Source organism: Thalassospira sp. CH_XMU1448-2 (assembly GCF_037027285.1).
GTDB classification, from domain to species: Bacteria; Pseudomonadota; Alphaproteobacteria; order Rhodospirillales; family Thalassospiraceae; genus Thalassospira; species Thalassospira profundimaris_C.
Genome location: NZ_JAYMEA010000004.1, coordinates 155178 through 177868, shown reverse-complemented (window position 1 = coordinate 177868; position 22691 = coordinate 155178). Strand labels below are relative to the sequence as shown.

The 22691-nt window shown below is 53.5% G+C and carries 19 protein-coding genes; 7 read left to right on the top strand and 12 right to left on the bottom strand.

The window, feature by feature from the left end; genetic code table 11:
• Positions 1 to 96: 96 nt before the first annotated feature.
• Entirely contained in the window at positions 97 to 1347 is a 1251-nt protein-coding gene (locus WA318_RS15915; protein WP_336082678.1) for a phasin family protein, read from the bottom strand.
• Positions 1348 to 1738: 391 nt separating this feature from the next.
• On the bottom strand, positions 1739 to 2452 hold the full coding sequence (locus WA318_RS15910) for a hypothetical protein (RefSeq protein WP_336082676.1): 714 nt from the start codon (positions 2450 to 2452) through the stop codon (positions 1739 to 1741).
• A 219-nt stretch (positions 2453 to 2671) separates the two neighbouring features.
• Here WA318_RS15910 and WA318_RS15905 point away from each other — a divergent pair, with 219 nt between their 5' ends.
• A complete protein-coding gene (locus WA318_RS15905; RefSeq protein ID WP_258548704.1) occupies positions 2672 to 3973 on the top strand; it encodes a D-alanyl-D-alanine carboxypeptidase family protein in 1302 nt (433 codons plus the stop codon).
• A gap of 109 nt (positions 3974 to 4082) precedes the next feature.
• Here the strand turns inward: WA318_RS15905 and pgmG are convergent, their stop codons facing one another.
• The 6 genes from pgmG to WA318_RS15875 form a co-directional block, all read right to left on the bottom strand.
• The gene (pgmG, locus tag WA318_RS15900; protein WP_336082672.1) at positions 4083 to 5498 is read right to left on the bottom strand and encodes a phosphoglucomutase/phosphomannomutase PgmG; all 1416 of its coding nucleotides are present in this window, start codon (positions 5496 to 5498) and stop codon (positions 4083 to 4085) included.
• A gap of 8 nt (positions 5499 to 5506) precedes the next feature.
• On the bottom strand, positions 5507 to 6823 hold the full coding sequence (locus tag WA318_RS15895; protein WP_336082670.1) for a UDP-glucose dehydrogenase family protein: 1317 nt from the start codon (positions 6821 to 6823) through the stop codon (positions 5507 to 5509).
• 81 nt (positions 6824 to 6904) lie between these two features.
• Entirely contained in the window at positions 6905 to 7792 is an 888-nt protein-coding gene (gene galU, locus WA318_RS15890) for a UTP--glucose-1-phosphate uridylyltransferase GalU (RefSeq protein ID WP_336082668.1), read from the bottom strand.
• Positions 7793 to 7904: 112 nt separating this feature from the next.
• Positions 7905 to 8741: a molecular chaperone DnaJ gene (locus tag WA318_RS15885; protein ID WP_114098324.1), complete on the bottom strand. Its 837-nt coding sequence runs from the start codon at positions 8739 to 8741 to the stop codon at positions 7905 to 7907.
• Complete coding sequence (locus WA318_RS15880; protein WP_114098325.1) at positions 8741 to 9463, bottom strand: VWA domain-containing protein; 723 nt, start codon at positions 9461 to 9463, stop codon at positions 8741 to 8743. The genes WA318_RS15885 and WA318_RS15880 overlap by 1 nt, the downstream gene beginning before the upstream one ends.
• 68 nt (positions 9464 to 9531) lie before the next feature.
• A complete protein-coding gene (locus tag WA318_RS15875; protein WP_114098326.1) occupies positions 9532 to 10431 on the bottom strand; it encodes a division plane positioning ATPase MipZ in 900 nt (299 codons plus the stop codon).
• 194 nt (positions 10432 to 10625) lie between these two features.
• On the opposite strand from WA318_RS15875, the gene WA318_RS15870 reads away from it, so the two are divergent.
• The 4 genes from WA318_RS15870 to WA318_RS15855 all read left to right on the top strand — a co-directional run bounded on the left by WA318_RS15870 (position 10626) and on the right by WA318_RS15855 (position 14784).
• Positions 10626 to 11651, top strand: a complete 1026-nt coding sequence (locus tag WA318_RS15870; protein WP_336082664.1) for a hypothetical protein — start codon at positions 10626 to 10628, stop codon at positions 11649 to 11651.
• A gap of 51 nt (positions 11652 to 11702) precedes the next feature.
• Positions 11703 to 12839: an NAD(P)/FAD-dependent oxidoreductase gene (locus WA318_RS15865; protein ID WP_114098328.1), complete on the top strand. Its 1137-nt coding sequence runs from the start codon at positions 11703 to 11705 to the stop codon at positions 12837 to 12839.
• A gap of 32 nt (positions 12840 to 12871) precedes the next feature.
• Positions 12872 to 14047, top strand: a complete 1176-nt coding sequence (locus tag WA318_RS15860) for a hypothetical protein (protein WP_258548705.1) — start codon at positions 12872 to 12874, stop codon at positions 14045 to 14047.
• A 146-nt stretch (positions 14048 to 14193) separates the two neighbouring features.
• Positions 14194 to 14784, top strand: a complete 591-nt coding sequence (locus WA318_RS15855; RefSeq protein ID WP_114098329.1) for a 2-hydroxychromene-2-carboxylate isomerase — start codon at positions 14194 to 14196, stop codon at positions 14782 to 14784.
• Between the two features lie 110 nt (positions 14785 to 14894).
• Here the strand turns inward: WA318_RS15855 and WA318_RS15850 are convergent, their stop codons facing one another.
• Positions 14895 to 15128 carry a hypothetical protein gene (locus tag WA318_RS15850; RefSeq protein WP_114098330.1) on the bottom strand — a complete coding sequence of 78 codons (234 nt, stop codon included), beginning with the start codon at positions 15126 to 15128 and terminating at the stop codon, positions 14895 to 14897.
• 575 nt (positions 15129 to 15703) lie between these two features.
• On the opposite strand from WA318_RS15850, the gene WA318_RS15845 reads away from it, so the two are divergent.
• The gene (locus tag WA318_RS15845) at positions 15704 to 16762 is read left to right on the top strand and encodes a Glu/Leu/Phe/Val dehydrogenase dimerization domain-containing protein (protein ID WP_336082659.1); all 1059 of its coding nucleotides are present in this window, start codon (positions 15704 to 15706) and stop codon (positions 16760 to 16762) included.
• 93 nt (positions 16763 to 16855) lie between these two features.
• Here the strand turns inward: WA318_RS15845 and WA318_RS15840 are convergent, their stop codons facing one another.
• The 3 genes from WA318_RS15840 to putA all read right to left on the bottom strand — a co-directional run bounded on the left by WA318_RS15840 (position 16856) and on the right by putA (position 21980).
• Positions 16856 to 17089, bottom strand: a complete 234-nt coding sequence (locus tag WA318_RS15840) for a (2Fe-2S)-binding protein (protein WP_114098332.1) — start codon at positions 17087 to 17089, stop codon at positions 16856 to 16858.
• A 157-nt stretch (positions 17090 to 17246) separates the two neighbouring features.
• Positions 17247 to 17876: a BON domain-containing protein gene (locus tag WA318_RS15835; protein WP_114098333.1), complete on the bottom strand. Its 630-nt coding sequence runs from the start codon at positions 17874 to 17876 to the stop codon at positions 17247 to 17249.
• 300 nt (positions 17877 to 18176) lie between these two features.
• The gene (putA, locus tag WA318_RS15830; protein ID WP_336082655.1) at positions 18177 to 21980 is read right to left on the bottom strand and encodes a bifunctional proline dehydrogenase/L-glutamate gamma-semialdehyde dehydrogenase PutA; all 3804 of its coding nucleotides are present in this window, start codon (positions 21978 to 21980) and stop codon (positions 18177 to 18179) included.
• A 203-nt stretch (positions 21981 to 22183) separates the two neighbouring features.
• Between putA and WA318_RS15825 the strand changes: the two genes are divergently transcribed.
• Entirely contained in the window at positions 22184 to 22657 is a 474-nt protein-coding gene (locus tag WA318_RS15825) for an Lrp/AsnC ligand binding domain-containing protein (RefSeq protein WP_336082653.1), read from the top strand.
• The last annotated feature ends 34 nt before the right edge of the window (positions 22658 to 22691 follow it).

Sequence of the window (22691 nt, the reverse complement as noted above, 5' to 3'; positions counted from 1 at the left end):
ACAAACCGGCCATCGCGCCAAAAGAAAACGGGCACAACCAATGTCATGCCCGTTTCCATATTCAAAGCAAGGTCCGAAAAACCGGTTGATCTGCCGTCATTTCATGACAGCACTAGCGGCTTTGGTCATTGCGTTAAAGCTATCTGACATTGCCGAGAACATGATTTCCTGAATCTTTTCGCCCTCGGCAACGCTGCTTTCGACATAGCGCGTCAGAATTTTCGATTGCAGTTCCTGAATGTCGGACAGGCTTTCAGCCTTGGTTAGCGCATCAAGATCGTCCTGAGATGCCTCGATCTCGCGCTGCATCCAAGCTGCAAGCTCTGCACCAATACCACCAGTTTTCTCGAACACAGTCTTGGAAGCCAGCCAGGTTTCTTCCAGATTTTTCTGGTGCATATCGACCAATTCTTCACATTGGGCCGCAATGCGCGATCCGGCATCAGAAATCACGTCCGACTGCCCGGTCATTGCATCAAACAGCTTGGCAAACGCATCGTTTGCGACAGCTACGCTTTCTTCAAGCGCATCATTTCCGGCTTCGACAATCGCGTCAATTTCGGGCGCCTTCCAGAGTTCCAGATAACTTTCCATCGCATCGGGCGCCATGAACATCGGACCAAACCCGAACAGATCATCCCCTTTTGGCGCAGCGGGTTTCGAAGCCTGCTTCGGCGCCTCCTCCTTGCTTGCAACCGGCTTTTCAGCCGACTTGCTAGCAGATTTTGCAACAGACGGGGCCTCTGCGGGAACCTTTTTCGGGGCCGCGGCTTTTTTCGGGGCAATCGAGGCTGTTGCTTTTTTGGTCTCAGTTACGGACTTGCTTGTCGTAGTCACGGTGCTGGCCCTTTCAGTTTCAGAAGACGTTACCGGCTTGGACGAGGATGCAGCGGTGGCTGTTGCAGCCGGTACCGGTTTGACATCAGATTTCGCTTGAACAACGGCTGGTTTTGACGCTGGCTTGGATGACGACTTGGGAGCAGCCTTCACAGGGGCAACCTTTTGGGTCGCCGGCGTTACTTTTGAGGCTGCCACCTTGCTCGGCGCAGCCTTCACGGCGGGCTCGGGCACAGAAGGAGCATTTTCAGTCAGCTTGACTGGCACTGGCGTCCCTGCCTCATCAATCGTGGTGCCCGATACCGAAGCACCATCCTTTGACGTTACCGGGGCGTTCTTTGACGTCGAAACATCTTCCACAACGGCATCACTTTTGGGCACAGGAGCATCATCTACCTGCTTTGCCGCGGCCTCTATCTCTGACGAGGTCATCACCACCCGCTTGGCTGGCAGCTCTGCACCTGTCGAAGCAGTCCCGGCGGTCGATTTTGATACTTGTCCGGAAGCCACAGATGACACCGGTGCTGCGGGCGCTGTGGCCCTGGCGGGAGCAGGTGCTTTTTTACCTGATTTCCCAGAGGTCTTTTGTTTTGAAACAGCCATTGTCTCCAACCTCATACTTGCCGGGGCGGACGCCCCAAATTCATGCTGCATCGCAACATAACCCTAGATGGAATTCCCCCCAAAGGTCAAGCACAGTTTGGTGACAAAACAGCGACCCAATCACAGCATCCGCATTTGGAAACGTTACAAATTCGTGTCCGGACGTTGCTGCGCCGACAAAAGATCAGCAGCAACAAAGTTCTAGCGACAAACTTGATTTCGCAATGCGGCATAAATGCAAACGGGGATGCATCTCCATGCATCCCCGTTTGAAGACATTTCCAATCCGGTCCACGCCTTAGCGCAGCATATTTCCACGCACAGTCCGGTAAAATGTACCAGACTCGCTATTTTGAATGGTTTGAAGCTGTGCCGCTGATTGCGAACGCGCTTTATCCTTCGCTGGCGGCTCCGGCAGCTTTGTTTCGATGCTCGACAAATTCGTTAACACGGCCGGGAACCCAAGTGCGCGCAAATCATCAACGCCGGACATCCATGTCCCCAGCGTTACGTAGCCAGATGAGCACCCAAGTGCGACCCAGTAAAAATCGTCGGAATATAGTCGGACACCATCGCGGCCCTGCTGGGTTCCAAATCCGTCCTTTTGCAAGGCATCGGTGACCGCGAGATAGTCATCGCGTCCGATCACATCAACGCTCTGCTCTCCCCCGAACACTCCCAAAGGCGCATTGATCTCGACATTGATTTCACTGACCTGAGCAGGTCCGAACACACGCGTTGTCAGATCGAATTGCTGGTTGCCAGCTTTGGGCTCAAGCTCGAAGACACGAACTTCTTTATAGTAGTCGGCATTATAGATGATGCGAATCCGACCCTCTGCATCACCGGCAGAACAGGCCGTGCGCAAATCATCTGCGTTCAAATACGAAAACCAGGCCGACTTGCGCACCAGCGGATTACTGACGTCACTATTTTCCGTGAAAGCGCACCCGGCCAGCCCTACGGCAGCAAGTGTAAACACCCCCACCCCTGCCAAACTGGCACGTTTCATGCTTATCGTTTTGAGAAGTGGGGCAATTCTTTTCACCATTCGATCCTCGATTTTTTGCCGATCAGGAGATATAAAAGTGACATTGGCGCAGAAAGATGGTCACAGAATGGCCGCGATTAGAAAAGCCGAAAATTGACGGTCTTAAACATTTGTTTAAGTCTGTGATGCCAGATTGGTTATATTTAGTTCTTGGGGACTACCGAAAGCCGAGCCCGAATAATGCGTTTAATGACCCCTTCCGGGCCAAATGCGTTGGCCAAGACACCGCTTTTGACACGCAGCCGTTTTCTGCGTGCCTGTTTGGCTGCGTTTTTGTGTCTGACAGCAATCACGCTTTCTGCGACCCTTGTCCCGAACAAGGCGCTGGCGCGAACCTATACCGCCATGGTCATCGATGGTGATACGGGCGACGTACTGCATGAATATCGTGCAGACCATAAAGTGTACCCTGCGTCCCTGACCAAAATCATGACGCTTTATATGCTGTTTGACGCCCTTGATAGCGGAAAGGTATCGCTGTCAACTCCAATGAAAGTATCCAAGCGTGCATGGGGACAGGCGCCGTCCAAACTGGGTGTTCAGCCCGGTGATACCATTTCGGTCAAGGACGCCATTCTTGCACTGGTAACGAAGTCGGCCAACGATGTTGCCGTCGTTGTTGCTGAACATCTTGGCGGCACAGAAATCAAATTTGCCCAGATGATGACGGCCGAAGCGCGTCGCATTGGCATGAAACGGACGACCTTCCGCAATGCATCTGGCCTGCCCAATCGCGGCCAGATGACTACAGCGCGTGATATGATCACGCTTGCAGTTGCGCTTCGCAAGAATTTTGGCAGCTACTACCACTATTTTGCCACCCAGAAGTTTCGTTTCGGTGACCGCACCTATGGCAACCACAACAACCTTCTGGCGTCCTATTACGGAACCGACGGGATCAAGACCGGCTATATCAATGCTTCGGGCTTTAACCTTGTTGCATCGGTCAACCGTAATGGCAAACGCCTGATCGGCGTCGTGTTTGGTGGCAGAACCGCCCGTACCCGTGACGATCAGATGAAAAAGCTCCTTGATAGCGCCTATGTCGAACTGACGAAGGAAGGCGAAATAAGGGTTCCGCGTCCACGCGTCAGCCCGGAAGATAAAATTCTTCCCGCCGATGCCCAGCTTTTGATGGCCAAGCGTGAAACCATGCGTGAAGCAGAGCAACCCGGCCGCATTGATACACAGACCGTGGTGACCCGCATGAAGCCGGAAACCAATGGAAGCTGGGCCATTCAGGTTGGTGCGTTCAGCGATCAGCGTCGGGCACAGGAAGCTGTTCTTGCAGCCGCCCGTACGGCGCCGGATGTGTTGCGTTTGACCCGCGCGGCTGTTGAACAGCAGGCAAGCGGAACCGGTGTCGTTTACCGCGCACGTCTTCTTGGTTTTGACGGTGAAAGCGAAGCCCGCGCCGCTTGCGCAGCACTGCGCCGTGAAAAACTGGCGTGTATCCCGGTTAATTCCGGCGGCGCTGGTTAAACAACTCCCACAATATCAAGATACAACAAAGGCTGTCAGAGCAATCTGACAGCCTTTGTTTTTGTCCAAAATCCCGTGTCGACATCAAGCCGTCGGGGTTATGGTCGGATCAATGCCCGCCACCGGGGGCAAAGAAGTCATCTGATGCCAGTCCACTTTTAACCAGCTGATCTGTTACCTGGGCCTTGAGCCGGATCAGTCCATCGTTATCTGCTGCCTCGCAGCGCGCAACGATGGCTGGCTGGGTATTGGAGGCACGCAGCAACCACCAGCCATCCACAGTACTGACACGTACGCCATCAATGCCGCTAACCTCTGCACCAGCCTCGGCAAGGCGCGCACGCACTTCTTCGATCAGGGCAAATTTGCGATCATCAGGACAATCAATCCTGGTTTCCGGTGTATTGACTGCAACCGGCATGGCTTCGCGCCATTGCGCAAGACTTTTACCGCTTTGGACCAGAATACGGTACAGACGAACCGCCGCGTACGTTGCGTCATCATAGCCATAATAGCGCTCAGCAAAGAAGATATGGCCGCTCATTTCGCCTGCAATCGGGGCTTTTGCCTCGATCATTTTGGTCTTGATCAACGAGTGACCGGTCTTCCACATAATGGCATTGCCACCAAGGCGGGTAACCTCGTCAAACAGGGTCTGGCTTGCCTTGACATCGGCAATAATCGACGCGCCTGGCTGCCGTTCAAGGACATCAGCGGCATAGATTTGAAGCAACTGATCCCCCCAAAGGACATTGCCCTTGCCATCAATCACACCAATACGGTCGCCATCACCATCAAAGGCAACCCCCCAATCGGCATTATGCTTGGCCACGGCGGCCTTGAGATCAACCAGATTGGCTTCAACCGTCGGATCAGGATGGTGGTTGGGGAAAGTGCCATCAATGTCGTCAAACAACAAATGATGCGTTCCCGGAAGTTGGGCTGTCAGCTTGCGAACAACATCACCGGCGGCACCATTGCCACAATCCCAGACGATGGTCATCGGATCGGGAACGTCACAATCAAGTTCCGCCAGAAGACGGGCAACAAACCGGTCCTCGACATCAATTTCGGTTGCGGTTCCCTGCCCGGTCTCGAAATCCCCGGCAGCGGCAATTTTACCCAGTTCCTGAATGGCGGCACCAAAAACAGACTTGCCGGCATTGAGCATCTTGAACCCGTTATAGTTTGACGGGTTATGCGATCCGGTAACCATGATACCTGCATCGGTTTTTTCGTCATAAACCGTGAAGTAAAGCATCGGGGTCGGGCCGCGGCCGACAAGCACGACATCACAGCCGGTCGAAAGAATGCCGTCTGCCAGCGCCGAAGCAAGTTCGGGCGAGCTCAGACGCCCGTCACGCCCCAAAGCGACGCGCTTGCCTCCTGACCGACGCACCATGGTCCCGAACGCCTTGCCCAATGCATTGGCATCTGCGGCATGAAGGGTATCCCCGACAACCCCGCGTACGTCGTATTCACGCAATACCGAACTGTCAAACTTGTGTGCTGCGGAATTCGTCATAGCCTGGGTCAGCCTCCAATAGTTGCACGTCCGACGCAGGAATAGCTAAAACCGTTTTCAGCCATTTCGGTCGGGTCATAAACATTACGCAGATCAACCACGGTCGGGTGAACCAGCGCATCCTTGATACGATCAAGGTCCATGCCGCGGAATTCGTTCCATTCGGTCAGAACGACCATGGCATCAGCACCGGAAATCGCGTCATACGCGCCATCGCAATATTCGATGCCATCAAGAAGCTTTTTGGCCTCGCCCATGGCTTCGGGATCGAATGCCTTGATCTTTGCACCCGCTGCAATCAGGGCCGGAACGATATCTAAGCTCGGTGCATCGCGCATGTCATCGGTGTTTGGCTTGAATGCCAGACCGAGGATACCGATGGTCTTACCAGCCACAGAACCACCACAGGCAGAAATCACACGATCAGCCATGGCTTTCTTGCGTTTGGCATTCACGTCAACAACCGTCTCGATGATGCGAAGCGGGCTGCCATGTTCCTGTGCGGTACGCACCAGTGCAAGCGTGTCCTTCGGGAAGCACGATCCGCCATAGCCCGGACCGGGATGCAGGAATTTTTTGCCTATACGGCCATCAAGACCAATGCCGCGGGCAACGTCATGCACGTCTGCACCGACCTTCTCACAGAGATCGGCGATCTCGTTGATGAAGGTAATCTTGGCAGCAAGGAATGTATTAGCCGCATATTTGATCATTTCCGAGGTTTCACGCGTGGTGAAGACAATCGGTGTTTCAATCAGATAAAGCGGACGATACAGATCAGACATGACTTCGCGGGCACGCTCGTCGCTCGTACCGATAACGACACGATCCGGGCGCATGAAATCGCCAATCGCCGATCCTTCTCGCAGGAATTCCGGGTTGGAAACCACTGCAAATTCGGCATCCGGACGCTTTTCACGAATAATGCGCTCAACTTCACGACCGGTTCCGACCGGAACCGTCGATTTGGTCACAATGACTGTAAAACCTTCCATTGCTTCTGCGATTTCTTCGGCAGCAGCATAGACATAGCTGAGATCCGCATGACCGTCGCCACGACGGGTCGGCGTTCCAACCGCGATAAACACTGCATCTGCGCCACTGACACCTTCTTTGAGGTCCGTGGTAAATGTCAGACGACCTGCATTGACATTGTTCTCTACCAGAACATCTAAGCCTGGCTCGTAGATTGGCATGATTCCGCCTTCAAGACGGGCGATTTTTTCCACATCCTTGTCGACACAAATCACGTCTGTGCCAAACTCAGAAAAACAGGCTCCGGAGACGAGTCCAACATATCCGGTCCCAATCATTGCTACACGCATGGAAGTTTAATCCTAGTAAGAGGGTGCTGACCAAAACAGATCATCGAACCATTTCGGTCAGCTATCGTTGAAATCAAATGATTATTCTGCTGCTTCGCCTTCGGCGAATTCGTGAATGAGCTGGCGGACATCGTCCTGCATATCTTCGCGCGCCAGGGCAAATGCCATTGTCGCCCGAAGAAAACCGATCTTGTTGCCGCAATCAAAACGGCGACCTTCAAACCGATACCCATAGAATGGAACTTTGCCGATCATGGCAGCCAGTGCATCGGTCAGCTGAATTTCGTTACCCGCACCACGCGGAATATTTTCGAGAGTTTCGAAGATGCCCGGATCCAGAATATATCGGCCAATCGCCGACAGCGTTGAGGGTGCTTCTTCGGGTTTTGGCTTTTCCACCATCCCGCACGCACTGACCAGACGGCCATTGGTGCCTTCGACTTCAAGAACGCCATAGCGCTGGGTTTCTTCACGCGGAACATCCATGACGGCAACCATGTTACCGCCTGTGCGACCATAACTTTCGACCATCTGCTTCATGCAAGGTGTCTTTGCCTGAATAAGATCATCGGCCAGAAGAACCACAAACGGCTCATCCCCGACCAACGATTTGGCACACAAAACAGCATGACCAAGGCCAAGCGGATTGCCCTGACGGGTATAGGTCACACGACCATTTTCCGGGATCATTGCAAGGGCCGTCTCAAGCGCGTCGGTTTTTCCGCGTTCGGTCAGGATCGCTTCAAGTTCGGCAGAGCGATCAAAATGATCTTCAATGGCAGTTTTGCCACGGCCGGTTACGAAAATGAATTCTTCAATCCCCGCAGCGATGGCCTCTTCGACAGCGTATTGGATAAGGGGCTTATCAACAACCGGAAGCATTTCCTTGGGCATTGCCTTGGTTGCTGGCAAAAAGCGTGTCCCCATACCTGCAACCGGAAATACAGCCTTCTTGATTTTTCTCGACATTCAAACACTTCCCTTTTCAACCGCTGCACGCCCAGTCTGATCGAAAGTACGGCATGTATGCTTCTGCCACATTTCCGGAACTCCGATCAAGCGAGCGTAAGAATTATTCACGCTAATCTTTACATAGCCGTAACAAAAGGCTGCGCGCGGTGTTGAGTTTTGCGGCCAGATAATCTGATCCACCATGATCGGGGTGCACCGCCTTGATCTGGATCTTGTAAGCACGATTAATCTCTTCGCGTGATGCATTCGCATCCACACCAAGGATTTTTCGCGCTTCCTCCGCACTCATGTCAGCCGCGCTTTTGCTCCTGCTATTGCCATGGTTCCTATCGCCATTGTTGCGGTCGTTTCCTCCGGAATGTGCATCCTGACTGCCAGTATCGTTGCGGGACCATTCCTGCCATCCCCTACAGTCGGGACGACGTTCAAGATAAGCCTCAAGAACCGTCTGGCTTTGGTCGGTTGCGTAACAACAGTCAACAAAAAGCAACTGCAGGTCGTCAACCCCCAAGCTGTCCAAATCTGCACCGGCATAGGTTCCGCTTATGACAGAGCCCTTCATTTGTCCGGTTTCAAGATCAAGCAGCATATGCAGAATTTCCGTTCGAATTTCCGATGTCCTGCCAGAACCGGCAGAACCATTTGAACTCCCCCCCATGTTGCCCGGCCGGGCACGACGGCGGGAATAGGCAAACACCCGTCGAAACAATGGCCATAAATAACCAAGCTTCATCATCCGAACTAAAAATGGCGATGTTACGGCCAAAGCCGCCGACATTGCGGCAATTTTGCCAGTCAAAAGAAGCCACAACGCCAACAGGATCAGAAGGCCGACAATAAGGAACAATCCGACTTTTCGGACATCCTTCGGTTCAGCCTCGCTCATCCAGCGGATGAAAAAGCCCACACCAACAAAAAGCGCAATCCCGATCAGAACCCACTGCATTACCGGGGCTTTCGCAATTGATGACCAAGACGCAAAACTTCTTGCGATCCGGTTTTCTGTTGATAAACGGAAAGACCGTTATCCCCACCAACCGCATAACTCGCCACCGCGCCGAGCAAATCCCGAAGTCTGGATGCGGAACTCGCATCAAATTGCATGAATGCGCCGCCAGTTATGCGTGCAATCTCGCCAAAGGCAAAGCTGGCATCCCTGTCATAGCCCTCCTGAAACATGAAGGCCTTAACACCTTTGAGTGCAAGGTTTCCTGCAATCGGCGCCAAATGATCGGGGTTCTCTTCAATGCAATCACCAACATAAATCAGTGCATCAATTTTTTTGCTGCTGGCTTCTCGTTCGACATGCGCCAGCACACGCTCGATCTGAGTATGCCCGGCATGGCAACTGACCTTGGAGATATAATCGCGGAGCGCCTTGGCATTGCGGCACCAACCGCTTGCCTTGCACTCGGACAGCCCGCGAAAAAACACAAGCTGGATATCAAGCGCACCTATTCCGTCAACCGCATCAAACATCTCGGCCTGAATTTCGGCCGCCCGGTCCCAGCTTGGCTGGCGACTGGCTGTCGCGTCCATTGCAAAGACCAGTCGCCCCATTGCCGGACCAGATGTCGGCGCACGCACAGAAAGACCACGCGCACGATGCAGGAAGTCATCGACTTCCTGTCTGCTCGATGTATCCGAGATGATGTCTTTGCGTCCCAAGAAAACCTGCCTGCTTCATATACTGTGTGAGCACGAATAGCGCCCCTTAAGATATAGGCTGCAGGCAATCAGATCGGCAACTCTTCACCTTCGGCCGGTTTGAACCCGATCACTTCAAGCAGGGATCGAACTTCCTGACGGGCAGCCATGTGGGACATGCTCATCGGAATGCCGACCCCTTTTTCACGCAAGTCAAGAAGGGTCAGACCTTTGAGGAAAAGTTCGCGATAAATGACACGTTCGCCAAAGCCCGGCGCAGAACGGAAACGGATACGCTCGCCCAGTTTTTCAACGATTTCAGCGATGTCGCGCTTGTTGCGGGCATCAAGATGCGACAGGCGGTTGCGCATGACAATCCAGTCAATTGTGCCGCCATCGATGGCGGCACGGCGTTTGCGCGCATCCCAGACCATTTCGGCATAAATACTCGGCCCCTTGATCGCAAGGCTGTCAGGATCAATCCGCGCAAGCATATCAAGATCAATGAAGCTGTCATTGATCGGCGTAATAAGCGTATCGGCACAGGCATGGGCAAGGCGCGACAGATAATTGTCACTCCCCGGACAATCCATCACCACGAAATCGCACGCCAGCACCATCTCACCCAGCGCAGTCGTGAAGCGTTCGCGCTCGTCAAGCTTGGCCTCGTTGGCATCGGGAAGTTCACTGCGATAGATCGGACGATGATCGGGCACAGGAAGTTGAAGACGTTTTTTCTCGTTGAATGCTTGCCGGTTCTCGACATAACGGGTCAAAGTTCCCTGCCGCGCATCGATATCAAGCGATCCGACCCGAAATCCCATCTTCATCAGGGAAACAATCAGATGCATCGCCGTTGTCGATTTGCCTGATCCCCCCTTCTCGTTACCGATCACGATCACATGGGCGCGTTTGGACGACGGCTGTTTTTCCGTCGCGGTCTGCTGGCCTGCGCTGTCCCCGTTTGCGCTGGTCTCGTCCACCGTCATGAATGTCTGCTCCGTTATTCAGGCTTATTGGTTGTGTCCCCATGACCAATCTCCCCCAATGAGCCACTTTACCAGTAAAAATCAAGGTAAAAGAAACCCATCTGACTGAAGTCGTGTGACTGATCACTAGCCAATCTATGAGCACAAAGGTAAAGATAAGGGTAGCGCAGCACCAAAATGCGCATGAAAACAAGATGAAAGGACGCAATGTGAGGTATCGGGCGGCGGCGGTTGGCGGCATATTGGCCAGTTTGATGATGATGGCCACATCTACGGCCTTTGCACAGCAAGCAGCCGGGTTTGAACAGATTCCCGACGATCAGAGCCCCGTCTCATATACAACCCGCATTGATGGCCAGCGCGCGTTCCTGCGTCAATATCGCGATAACAGCACAGTCTTTGTCGCCCGTTGGTTTGCGCCGCGCACTGAAAAGGAACCACAGAACACAGCAAGCGACCTGTATCTTGAAGCCGTCTATACGACGTCCGCTCCGGGTTTTCGGTTTAGTACCGCGATGGCCCCCGAAAATTTGCTTGAGATGTTCCAAAGCTTGAAAGACCGCACCAGCATTAATGGTCAGGGATTTGTACAGGATACCCGCTTCGGCCCTGTTGCCCTTACCCCGTTTGTTCGTCAGGGTTCCCAATGTATTGCCTTTGTCGGGCAATGGAACCCTCAAACACAAACACAGCGCGGCAGCCGAATTCTTGGCTATTACTGCACTCCCGCACTACTACAAGCGCAAACGGGTGCAGTATCCCCGCAAAACAGTCTTCCCGTGATTGATGCCCAGGAATTTGCCGCTGCCTTCTTCAGTCGCCTGGCAATTAAGCTGCCGGAAAACTCACCGGTCACGGCAGAGGTTGCCGCAACCGTGGATACACCCGTGTCAACAGATTCCGTTGCCCCGGCACCGGCTGATGGCATTGCAATCACCACCAACTGGCAGGGTGTACGTGGCACCGGTAAACTGCATTTTGATCAGCCATCTGGCGAAGGCACCATGATCCTTGATGACGACCAACGCCATTGCGAGGGTATCTGGCGCCACGAAGGCGGTGCATATCAAAGTGGCACATTGCCCTTTGGCAGCTGGTATGTGTACTGCAATGACAGCAGCTTTGCCCGCGGTCACTATACCAGCGAAACGACTGCAACCGTTACAGGTGACGGACAGGACAATCAGGGACAGGCAGTCTATTTCCGCCAGGCCAACTGATCCCGAACGACCGAAAACCCAACTCATTTTGCCCCAAAGAATCAAACGAATATGACCGCAGATATCCAGACCATTGTAATTGGCGCAGGCGTTGTCGGACTTGCATGCGCACGTTCGCTTTCCCGAACCGGCCGAGAAGTTCTGATCATTGAACAACATGATGCGATCGGCACCGAAACCAGCGCACGCAATAGCGAAGTCATCCATGCCGGTATCTACTACCCGAAGGGCAGCCTGAAAGCCAAATTGTGCGTTTCCGGTCGCGAAATGCTGTATCGCTATTGTGCCGAAAACGGCATCAGCCACAGACGCACCGGCAAACTGATCGTTGCAACAGCACAGGATCAAATCGAAGCTCTTCATGGCATCGAAAGCAAGGCACGTGAAAACGGGGTGACCGATCTTGTGTGGCTAAGCCAGCAAGAAGCACTGGAACGTGAACCGGCACTGAACTGTGTTGGCGCATTGCACAGCCCGTCGACCGGCATAGTCGATTCTCACCAGTTGATGGTGACCTTGCTGGGCGAGGCCGAGAATAATGGCGCGACACTGGCCCTTAACACCAAGGTCGTCTCGGTCGATCACGCAAACGGTCTCTACACACTCACCACCCGCGACGCCGATGGCGAGGAAATGAGCCTGACCTGCGCAGAACTTGTCGTCGCAGGCGGTCTTCACAGCCAGACCCTTGGCCGGAACTTTGCGGGCTTGCCGCAAGATACCGTCCCGCCACAACACTACGCGCGCGGTTGTTACTTTACCCTGTCGGGCAAGGCACCATTTTCGACCCTGATCTATCCCGCCCCTGAGCAGGCCGGCCTTGGGATTCACCTGACCCTTGATCTGGGGGGACAGGCACGTTTTGGTCCGGACGTAACATGGGTCGACCAGCCCGACTATGACGTCCCGGAGGAACGCCGGGCGGCCTTTGCCCAAGCCATTCGCAAATATTACCCCGACCTCAATGAGGATGCGCTTCAGACCGGCTATGCAGGCGTTCGCCCCAAAATTCAGGCACCGGGAGAAGCCGCACGCGATTTCATGATTGCTGATGAAAAGCTGCACGGTCTTAATGGACTTGTAATGCTCTATGGTATTGAATCACCTGGTCTGACGGCATCCATAGCCATTGGAGAACGCGTTTCAGACCTGATTACGCAACAGGGCAATTTTCAAGCGGCATCTTGATGTCGTTCTCTGAGAACAGCGACGAGTGGAACATGACCAAGTCACGCCGCAACATGACGACACATAGCCAGAACGAGATTGCGACACCCAAACCCGCGCAATCAGTTGGCGGTCTGTCGCGGCGACGTTTCCTTGCGGGCAGCATGCTGGGATTGGGCGGTGCGGTTCTGGCATCCAGCCCGCTTGCCCTTCATGCCCAGCAACTTGAACCCTTTACTCTTGCACCGAACAGTCTGACCACAGGACGCGGTCTTGGCAGCGATAGCAGCAAGCCCAAAGTCGATTTTACCGACAAGATGCGGGAATACGTTATTGCGCTTAGCCGGTGGGCGAAAAGTTATCGCAGCGACTTTTCCATCGTCGCGATGAACGGGTTGGAGTTGACCGAGTATCTGGAAACCACGTTATTTGCTGCTCGCGGCACGGCAGAGCCGGCACGGGATTATCTGCGCGCCCTTGATGGCATCCTGAGCGAAGCCCCGTTTTTCGGCTATGAGAATTACGGCGAGCCAACCAATGGCGAGGAAAGCAAATATATCCTTGGCTATCTCGACCGTCTGAAGCTTGAGGGCCTGAAATATCTGATCGTCGATTACACCAACAAGATCGAGAACATGCAGGCAGCTCGCAAGCAACTTTCCGGGCTTGATGCCATTTACTATGCTGCCCCGCCACCGGGAATGCAGTTATCGACCCTTGCCAAGGTCCCGCGGACGCCAATCGGGTCAAACCCGCACGTGATCGACAATCTGCGTCAGGCAAAGAACTTTGCCATGGTGCTCGACAGTTCTCCTTATGGCACCAAAGACGCCTATATCAATGCGCTGGCCGAAACCAATTACGACACGTTGATCATTGATCCGTTCCACCGCGGCACCATCCCGCTGACCTATGACGATATGAAACGGTTGCGCTACAAGAAGACCGGAACACCCCGGACACTGATGGCCTATATCAATATCGCCACAGCCGAAACCTATCGTTATTACTGGAAAAGCAACTGGCGCACCGGATCACCCGATTTCATCGGTGAAGGCAATTTACTTGCCCGCTGGGGGCAGGAACATCATGTCCATTACTGGACACCGAAATGGCAGAGCCTGATATATGGCAGCGAAGCAAGCTACCTTGGCGGCGTCATGAAACTCGGCTTTGACGGTGTCCTTCTGGGTGGGTTGGATGAACATTCCTGGTGGCTTGATTACTGACCCGGTCAGATCTCCTCACGACCATCACGAATTTATGATCACATGCCCGAGCAACCATATGACTGGTTATTTGACGACCTATCTGTGCTTGGGCACTGTAGCTCATTGATAAAAGACAATCTGCGCTGCAGAAACAGGAGGTCATCTTGTCCGAGCCCATCATTCATTATTTCTTTGTCCAGTCACCCTGGTCATTCTTCGGATTTCGGCGTGTTGTCGAAATTGCCCGCAAACATGGTGTCGATATCATTCATAAACCCTGCCGGGCAGCGGATGTGTGGGAACATGGTGGCGGTGTCCCGCTGGCCAAACGTCCCAAACCCCGTCAGGACTATCGACTGGTCGAACTCAAACGCTGGTCTGAATTCCTGAACATTCCGATTAACCTGCATCCCAAATATTTCCCGGTTGATGAAACACGCGCAGCGCGGACCATCATTGCGGTTCAGGAAGATGGCAAGGATGTATTGCAACTGACCGAAACCCTGATGGGTGATATCTGGTTGCGAGAACGCGACATCGCAGATGCAGCCGTCATACGCGAAGCTCTGATCGCAAACGGACTGTCCGCAGAATACCTTGAAAATGCCGACCTGCCCGAGATCGCCAATATTTACGATGGCAATTCCCAGTCCGCACGTGATCACAACATTTTCGGAGTCCCGACCTATTTTATCGGCAATGAGATGTTCTGGGGCCAGGACCGGCTCGATTTCGTTGACCGGGCACTCGGCTGATCTGCCCCGACAGTACTGAACGGATTGCTTAAAACGAACGGGGCGGGAAAATTTCCCGCCCCGTTCGTTTTGGTCTTTGATCAGATCAATAAACCAGAATTCCTGTTCCCCTAGCCAAGGCGTTTGACGTGATCGACAACAAACCCGTCAGATGACGGATAAGTGTTTTCGATCATGGCAAGGGCCTTATGCTCGTCACTTGCGGCGACTTCATGGGTCTGCACATCTGCCCAGCGATCGTCAAAAATCTCGTGGGAACGATTTTCTTTGACACATTCGCGAACGGCTTGGTTGTGCAGTTCAACTTCGAAAACGGTCTGGCGATGGTCTGTGAATGCAGACATTTCCGCCGATCTCCTTACTTTTTGTCCGGCGGCGCCGCCCAGACGCCGTCGTGTCCTGAACCGGGAATCTCAACCACAAGACACCCAACCTCCAGCTTACGTTTCGCGCCTTAACGAGCCGTAAATTGTCCGGTTAATTTGTATTTCTAGATTAATTGCTCCGGTTTCAAGTGCGAATTTGTCATAGCTGCATCACCGGCAAACGCCGGTCAGCACAAATCACGCCCGGATCGCTATTCTGTGAAATAAATCTTCTGTTTTAAATGCCACACAATACCAAGTTGCTGCTTTTATCGATCCTCGACAGACGCATTAAGAATCATCCTGCCCAGGGTTTTGCAGCATTTTGATCATTTGCGATTATGCTGCAGCGCACAGGTCGCGCAATAATATTACAAAGCTTTTCTGCAGTGATCATAAAATTCCACACTATCGCCCCCACCCCAACCGAAACGTTCTTTTTTAAGCATGTGATGAATTTGAAATTGATCGGACGAGCAATGCATCAAACATAAAAGGATAAGCAGGCATCAGCCTGCATCAGAACAATGATGCTGCCAGGAGGCTGCAAGAGGATGAACGTCTTTTCCGATACCGCATTTGATGGCCATGAACAGGTCGTGTTTGCCAGTGACGAAGCCACTGGTCTGAAAACCATCATCGCCGTCCACAATACCAATCTTGGTCCGTCGCTTGGCGGGTGCCGCATGTGGCCCTATGCCAGCGAACAGGAAGCCATTCATGATGTGCTTCGTCTGTCGCGCGGCATGACCTACAAGTCAGCTCTTGCCAATCTTCCGCTTGGCGGCGGGAAATCCGTGATCATCGGTGATCCGCGCAGTCAGAAGACTCCTGAACTGTTCCGCGCCATGGGCCGCGCTGTCGAACAGGTTGGCGGCCGCTACATCGTCGCCGAAGATGTCGGCACCAGCCCCGAAGACATGGAACAGATTGCAAGCCAGACCAAACATGTTGGCGGGATCAATGATGGCTCGGACCCGGCCCGAACAGGTGACCCGTCCCCCTTCACCGCCTATGGGGTATTTATAGGCCTGAAGGAAGCTGCTCGTTTCAAATACGGCACCGACGACCTTAAGGACCTTCGCGTTGCCGTTCAGGGACTGGGACATGTTGGCTATCATCTGTGCCGGATGCTGTTTGCGGCAGGTGCCAAGCTTATTGTCGCTGATCTCAACAAGAACAGCGTGATGACCGCTGTGAACGAGTTTGGCGCAACTGCGGTGTCTGTGGATGAAATCCTGTCAGTCGATGCCGACATTCTCGCCCCATGTGCGCTTGGCGGGGTGATCAACGACAGAAGTATCGAAAAGCTCCGTGCTGGCATTATTGCCGGTGCGGCCAATAACCAGCTTGAACACGACCGGCATGGCGACATGCTGCGCGAAGCAGGTGTTCTCTATGCGCCAGACTACGTCATCAATGCCGGTGGCGTCGTCGAGGTTCATTATTGCCGCGAAGGCAAACCGGTTGCCGAGACCAACAAGCATATCGAAGGCATCGCTGGCACCGTGCGCGAAATCTTTGATCGCGCCAAACAGCAAAACCTGTCGACCGGCTTTGTCGCCGACCGCCTTGCCGAGGAACGGTTCGGCCTGGTTCGCAAGGCAGCCTGACGGCCACAAAATCCACAAAAACAAAAAGGCGAGGCCCACATGGCTTCGCCTTTTTCATTTAACCGATTGTATGCCGTCAGATCAGAGAGACGGTTATTCTGCCGCGATTGGCGCAACATTTGCGGTCACAGCCGCTGCATCTTCACAATCGCAATTGCCGCAGGTTTTCGACTGAAGCAATTCGGCGCGCATGTGACAGGCACATTTGCCGCATTGAGGTGCACAGCCATGGAAACGGAATACTTCCGCCGGACGCGTGGCACCACCTTCCTCGGCGGCACGACGAACGTCTTTTTCCCTTAACGCATTACAAATGCAGACATACATAGGTGCGATTGCAATCAGTTATTAATTACGTGCACACAGATGTAGGATAAATGCGAATAGTTTTCAAACACTTTTGCAAACACCAGATCAAAAAAAATCCCCTGCAGGTTTGGATTTCTGCAGGGAATTTTGGGAAAGCTGTTTACTTACAAGAAGATCAGGCAAGACTTATGTGACTTACAACCTTTGCCACACCTTTGATACGACGCACGATGGATAGCACTTTATTGAGCTCCTCATCGGTCTGTGCTTCGCCCATGATGTAGACAATGTTCTGAACAGACTGCCAACGATAGTTGACCGAACTCACGCCTTTTTCGGCCAATAACAATGCCTTGATCTGACTTTCGATCCAGACATCGGAAACAGATTGGGTCGCCGAATCCGCCGGCACGGCATTCTTGCCATATTCGTCTTCGGCCCGGTGATAGGCGTCAATGGTTTCCTGATCGGCAATCACAAGGTGATCATAAACGGTCTTGATCCGGTTATCCTGTCTGACCAGCGACATGACGTCATAATATTTACCTTTGGAATCAACCAGACCGGTGACCATGACATTCTGTTTCCAGATGTCGACATTCACATCGAGCAAATAGGTATGATCCACTTTGGAAAACTCGCCAAGGATGCCTGACTTGATCTGCGTATCAAGCCACTGATCATTGCCTGTGCGGTCTTCAAGCGGCATTTGAAGCGGCCCGCATGCGGCAAGAGGTGCTGCCAAAACTGCACAGATGGAAAGCGTCTTGAACACACTGCGCAAGCCTCGGTTAACCTTGATCATCAATGTTCTCCTTTTCATGCCCGTCTGGCATGGTTCAAAATATTTGGCGACCGGCAATTATCGCTGCTTCATCAGTGTTTCTGATCAAACGCGCAAAATCCTGATCGGTTCCTGTCTTTATCTATTACAGTGAATTTTGACAAAAAAAAGCCCGACGCAAATGCGCAGCGACGCATCTTACATAAAAGAAAGTGAATGAAAGAAAAATGGACCGGAAATTTCTTTCCGGTCCAAGGTCTGGATATTGCCATCTCGGGGGCTCATCGTCCGGCTTTCCGGACACGCCGTGCTCCTTCGAACTCAATTCTCCTCCATCGACATCAGGGATGCGTTACCCCCTGCGGCCGTGGTGTTGATGGTGATGGTTTTCTCGGTGGCAAAGCGATGCAGGAACGCTTCATCAGGAAGCGCACCGTCATCCTCAGCCCCGCTATCGGAAATCAGCGACAGGATCGCGCCATCACGCTTGGCAAGCAGCTGTTTGAACGATGTGACGCGATCAAGCGGCGCGATACAGGACACACCGGCAATATCGCCATCATACATCGCGCCCAGACCGGTATTGGCACCAACAACCTTCACCAGCCTGGCCGGAAGTCCGGCTTCGTTCGCCAGCGCGGGAATGTCAGCAAACCATTTCAGATCACCGGCAAGGATCACAGAGTTCCCTGCTGCCAATGCCGCACCAAGATGACGGATCACACGGGTCGGCTCGGCATCCTTATCGACCTGCACCAGATAGACACCCCGTCCCAGACAATAAAGATCGTTGGTTTCACCAGTCGGCCCGGGCATCCGTTTGGGGGCAACAAATCCGTTTTCCGACAGGGCTGCAAAGCTGGCCACATGGTTTGCACCTGCCACCAGTTCATCCTTGCCAGACCCATTGAGCTTTGCCGCAAGCGTTTCAAGAATGCGGACGCGTTCATTGCCATCAACCGCCTGCCACTCTTCCTGCGCAGACAGCATCGCGGCATATTCGGCGGTCGGTATCACATCCTTGACGATGATCGGCGCACGATCCTCAAGCACGGCATCATGAGCCGCACCATTTGCAACAGCAATCGGCTTGGCAAAGCGTTCGACATAGTGCGGCCCACCGGCTTTCGGACCGGTACCCGACTTGCCCTGACCACCGAACGGCTGAACACCGACAACGGCTCCGATCATGTTACGGTTCACATAGCAGTTGCCGACACGCAGCTTCTGCGAAATCTGGCGAACCGTGCCGTCGATACGCGAATGAATCCCCATCGTCAGGCCGTAGCCAGATGCATTGATCTGATCAAGAATCTTGTCGAGATCACGGGCCTTGTAGCGAACCACATGCACGACCGGACCAAACACTTCGCGTTCAAGAACGTCAATCGACGGAATCTCAAAGCAATGCGGGGCAAAGAAAGTACCGTCCTTGCATTCCGGCAGAACGTCACAGGCATGAAGCAGCTTGGCTTCTTTCTTCATCCGCTCTGCATGTGCTTCAAGCGTCTTGCGCGATTTTTCGTCAATGACCGGCCCAACATCGATATCAAGGAATTTCGGATCACCAACGCGCAGTTCCTTCATCGCACCGACCAGCATGTGGCACAGCTTGTCTGCGATATCTTCCTGAACAAACAGGACACGCAGGGCCGAGCAACGCTGACCAGCGGACTGGAAGCCGGAAATGATCGCATCCTGAACGACCTGCTCGGGAAGCGCGGTCGAGTCAACGATCATGGCATTCTGCCCACCGGTCTCCGCAATCAACGGCAAGGGCACACCCGGACGCTTCGCAAGCGCCTGATTGATGACCTGTGCGGTCTCGGTCGAACCGGTAAAGGCCACACCGGCAATCCGCGGATCATTGATCAGCTGATTACCAATCACCCGACCCGGTCCGGGAACCAGATTGAACGCAGCACCGGGCACACCGGCTTCAAGGATCAGTTCTGCGGCACGGGCCGCAACCAGCGAAGTCTGCTCTGCCGGCTTGGCAATGACAGCATTGCCTGCTGCCAGCGCGGCAGTCACCTGACCAAGGAAGATCGCAAGCGGGAAGTTCCACGGGCTGATACAGACAATCACACCACGGCCTTCAAGTGCTGTTCCCTCGCGGAAGGTTTCCTCGGCACGGTTTGCATAGTAACGGCAGAAATCAACGGCCTCGCGAACTTCGGCAACACCATCGGAATAAAGTTTGCCTGCTTCGCGCTGACACAGCGCGATGAACTCGTCCATATTCGCTTCAAGCAGATCGCCCAAACGACGCAGAGCTGCAGCACGATCAGTAGCCGGTGTTTTGTTCCAGATGCCATAGCCTTTGACAGCGGCAACAACTGCTGCTTCCACGTCATCACTGGTGGCCTGCACCAGATTACCGACCTTCTCAGCCAGTTTTGCCGGATTCACGACATCAACCGGGGTTCCGGAAACCAGTTTGCCGTCGATCAGCGGGGCCGCGTTCCAGGTCTTGCCCTGAATTTCGGCAAGCTTGGCATTAAGCGGCAGCAACATATTGGTATCGGTCAGGTCAATACCGCGCGAATTGACGCGCCCTGCACCATAAAGATCGACCGGTGCCGGGATCTTTGGGTGGCCCTTACGCGGAAGTGCCGCCATCTTTTCAATCGGATCGGCGATCATTTCCTCGATCGGCAGCTGTTCGTCCTGAATACGGTTCACGAAGCTGGTATTCGCACCGTTTTCGAGAAGACGACGCACCAGATAAGCCAGAAGGTCTTCATGTGTGCCGACGGGTGCATAAACGCGACACGGAACATTTTCGCCAGCCTTGTCGACGATCTGCTCATAAAGGGCCTCGCCCATACCGTGCAAACGCTGGAATTCAAAGGTACGGTCATTGCCCGCCATTTCAAGGATGGAGGCAACCGTATGCGCATTGTGGCTTGCGAACTGGCAATAGAATGCATCGCGACGTGACAGCATCAGTTTGGCGCATGCCAGATAGGAAACGTCGGTTGATGCCTTGCGCGTGAAGCACGGATAGCCTTCAAAACCGTTTTCCTGACTGAATTTGACTTCGGTATCCCAATAGGCCCCCTTCACAAGGCGCACCATCATTTTGCGACCGACCTTGGTCGACAGGTCTGCCAGCCATTCCAGCACATAATATGCACGTTTCTGATAGGCCTGAACCGCCAGACCATAACCTTCCCAGCCATCAAGTTCAGGGTCGGCAAAGACCGCACCAATCACATCAAGTGACAGGTCAAGACGGTTGGCTTCCTCGGCATCGACGGTGAAACCGATGTCATATTTCTTGGCAAGCAGTGCGAGCTGTTTCAGACGCGGCGTCAGTTCATTCATGACGCGGTCATAATTGGCGAAATCATAACGCGGATGGATCGCCGACAGCTTGACCGAGATCCCCGGGCTGTTGATCGGACCACGACCATTGGCGACACGGCCAATATCGTTGATTGCATCTTCATAGGCCTTGTAATACCGATCTGCGTCTTCCATCGTGCGGGCTGCTTCGCCCAGCATGTCGTAGGAATAGCGATAGCCCTTTTCCTCGTTCGCCTTGGCACGAACGGCGGCCTCGTCAATGGTGCGGCCCATAACGAACTGGCGCCCCATGATGCGCATGGCATGGTTGAATGCCTTGCGAATGACCGGCTCGCCCGACCGCGCAATCATGCGTTTCAGCAAACGGCCCGGATCGGCCTTTTCCGCCTTGCCAAACTTGATGACCTTACCGGTCAGCATCAGCCCCCAGGTCGAGGCATTCACAAAGAAGCTGTCTGAATGTCCCAGATGGCTCTGCCAGTTTGCGTCGAACAGCTTGTCCTGAATAAGCTTGTCAGCCGTCACCGCATCGGGCACGCGCAGCAGCGCCTCGGCCAGACACATCAGAATGACGCCTTCCTTGCTTGAAAGCTCGTATTCGTGCAGCAGCGCATCAATGCCGCTTTTGCCGTTATCGGCCTTACGGACATTGGCAACCAGCTGATAGGCCTTGGCCTGCACACGTGCAGTCTGTTCGGGGCTCAGACGCGCCTTTTCGATAAGGCGCTCGACCGCGGCTTCTTCGTCGGCACGATAGGCATCACGGATCTGGCTACGGATGGCATTCGGTTGGGGCAATTCAGTGCGGAACATCTAGTTCGACCTCTCCCTGCAGTATTGACTTTCACGGGCTCCGTCACAGGACAAAGTGCTGTTTTCAGAGCCTGATGGCACCTCTATGACGACAGACATTATTATTTCACCCAAAAAATGTGCTGCCAATTTTCGGTAAAATACGATATATCATCCAAACAATTCGACTTTAAGCAGTCACAAACACTGGTTAGTTTATTATTATGCAGAAGAACCAAAAGAACCTCGACAAGATCGACAAGCAGATCCTGCGGGAACTCCAGAACGACGGACGCATGTCCAATGTGGAGCTGTCGCGCCGGGTCAATCTCAGCCCGACGCCCTGCCTTGAACGTGTACGTCGCCTCGAACAGCACGGCTTTATTACCGGCTATATGGCGACCCTTGATCCGCGCAAGCTTAACCAGTCTCTGGTCGTCTTTGTCGAAATCACCCTGGATCGCACCACCCCGGACGTTTTTGACGTATTTGCCGCCGCCATTCGCAAGCTGCCGGAAATCGAAGAATGTCATATGGTTGCTGGCGGCTTCGATTACCTCGCCAAACTGCGAGTTGAAGACATGTATGCCTATCGCGAGTTTCTTGAACGCCTGTCATCTGTGCAGGGTGTGAGCCAGACTCATACATATGTCGTCATGGAAGAAGTAAAAGTCCGTCCGGGCATCACGATCCCCTGATCGACTGTTTTTTGGTTGCTTTGCAATAGCTTAA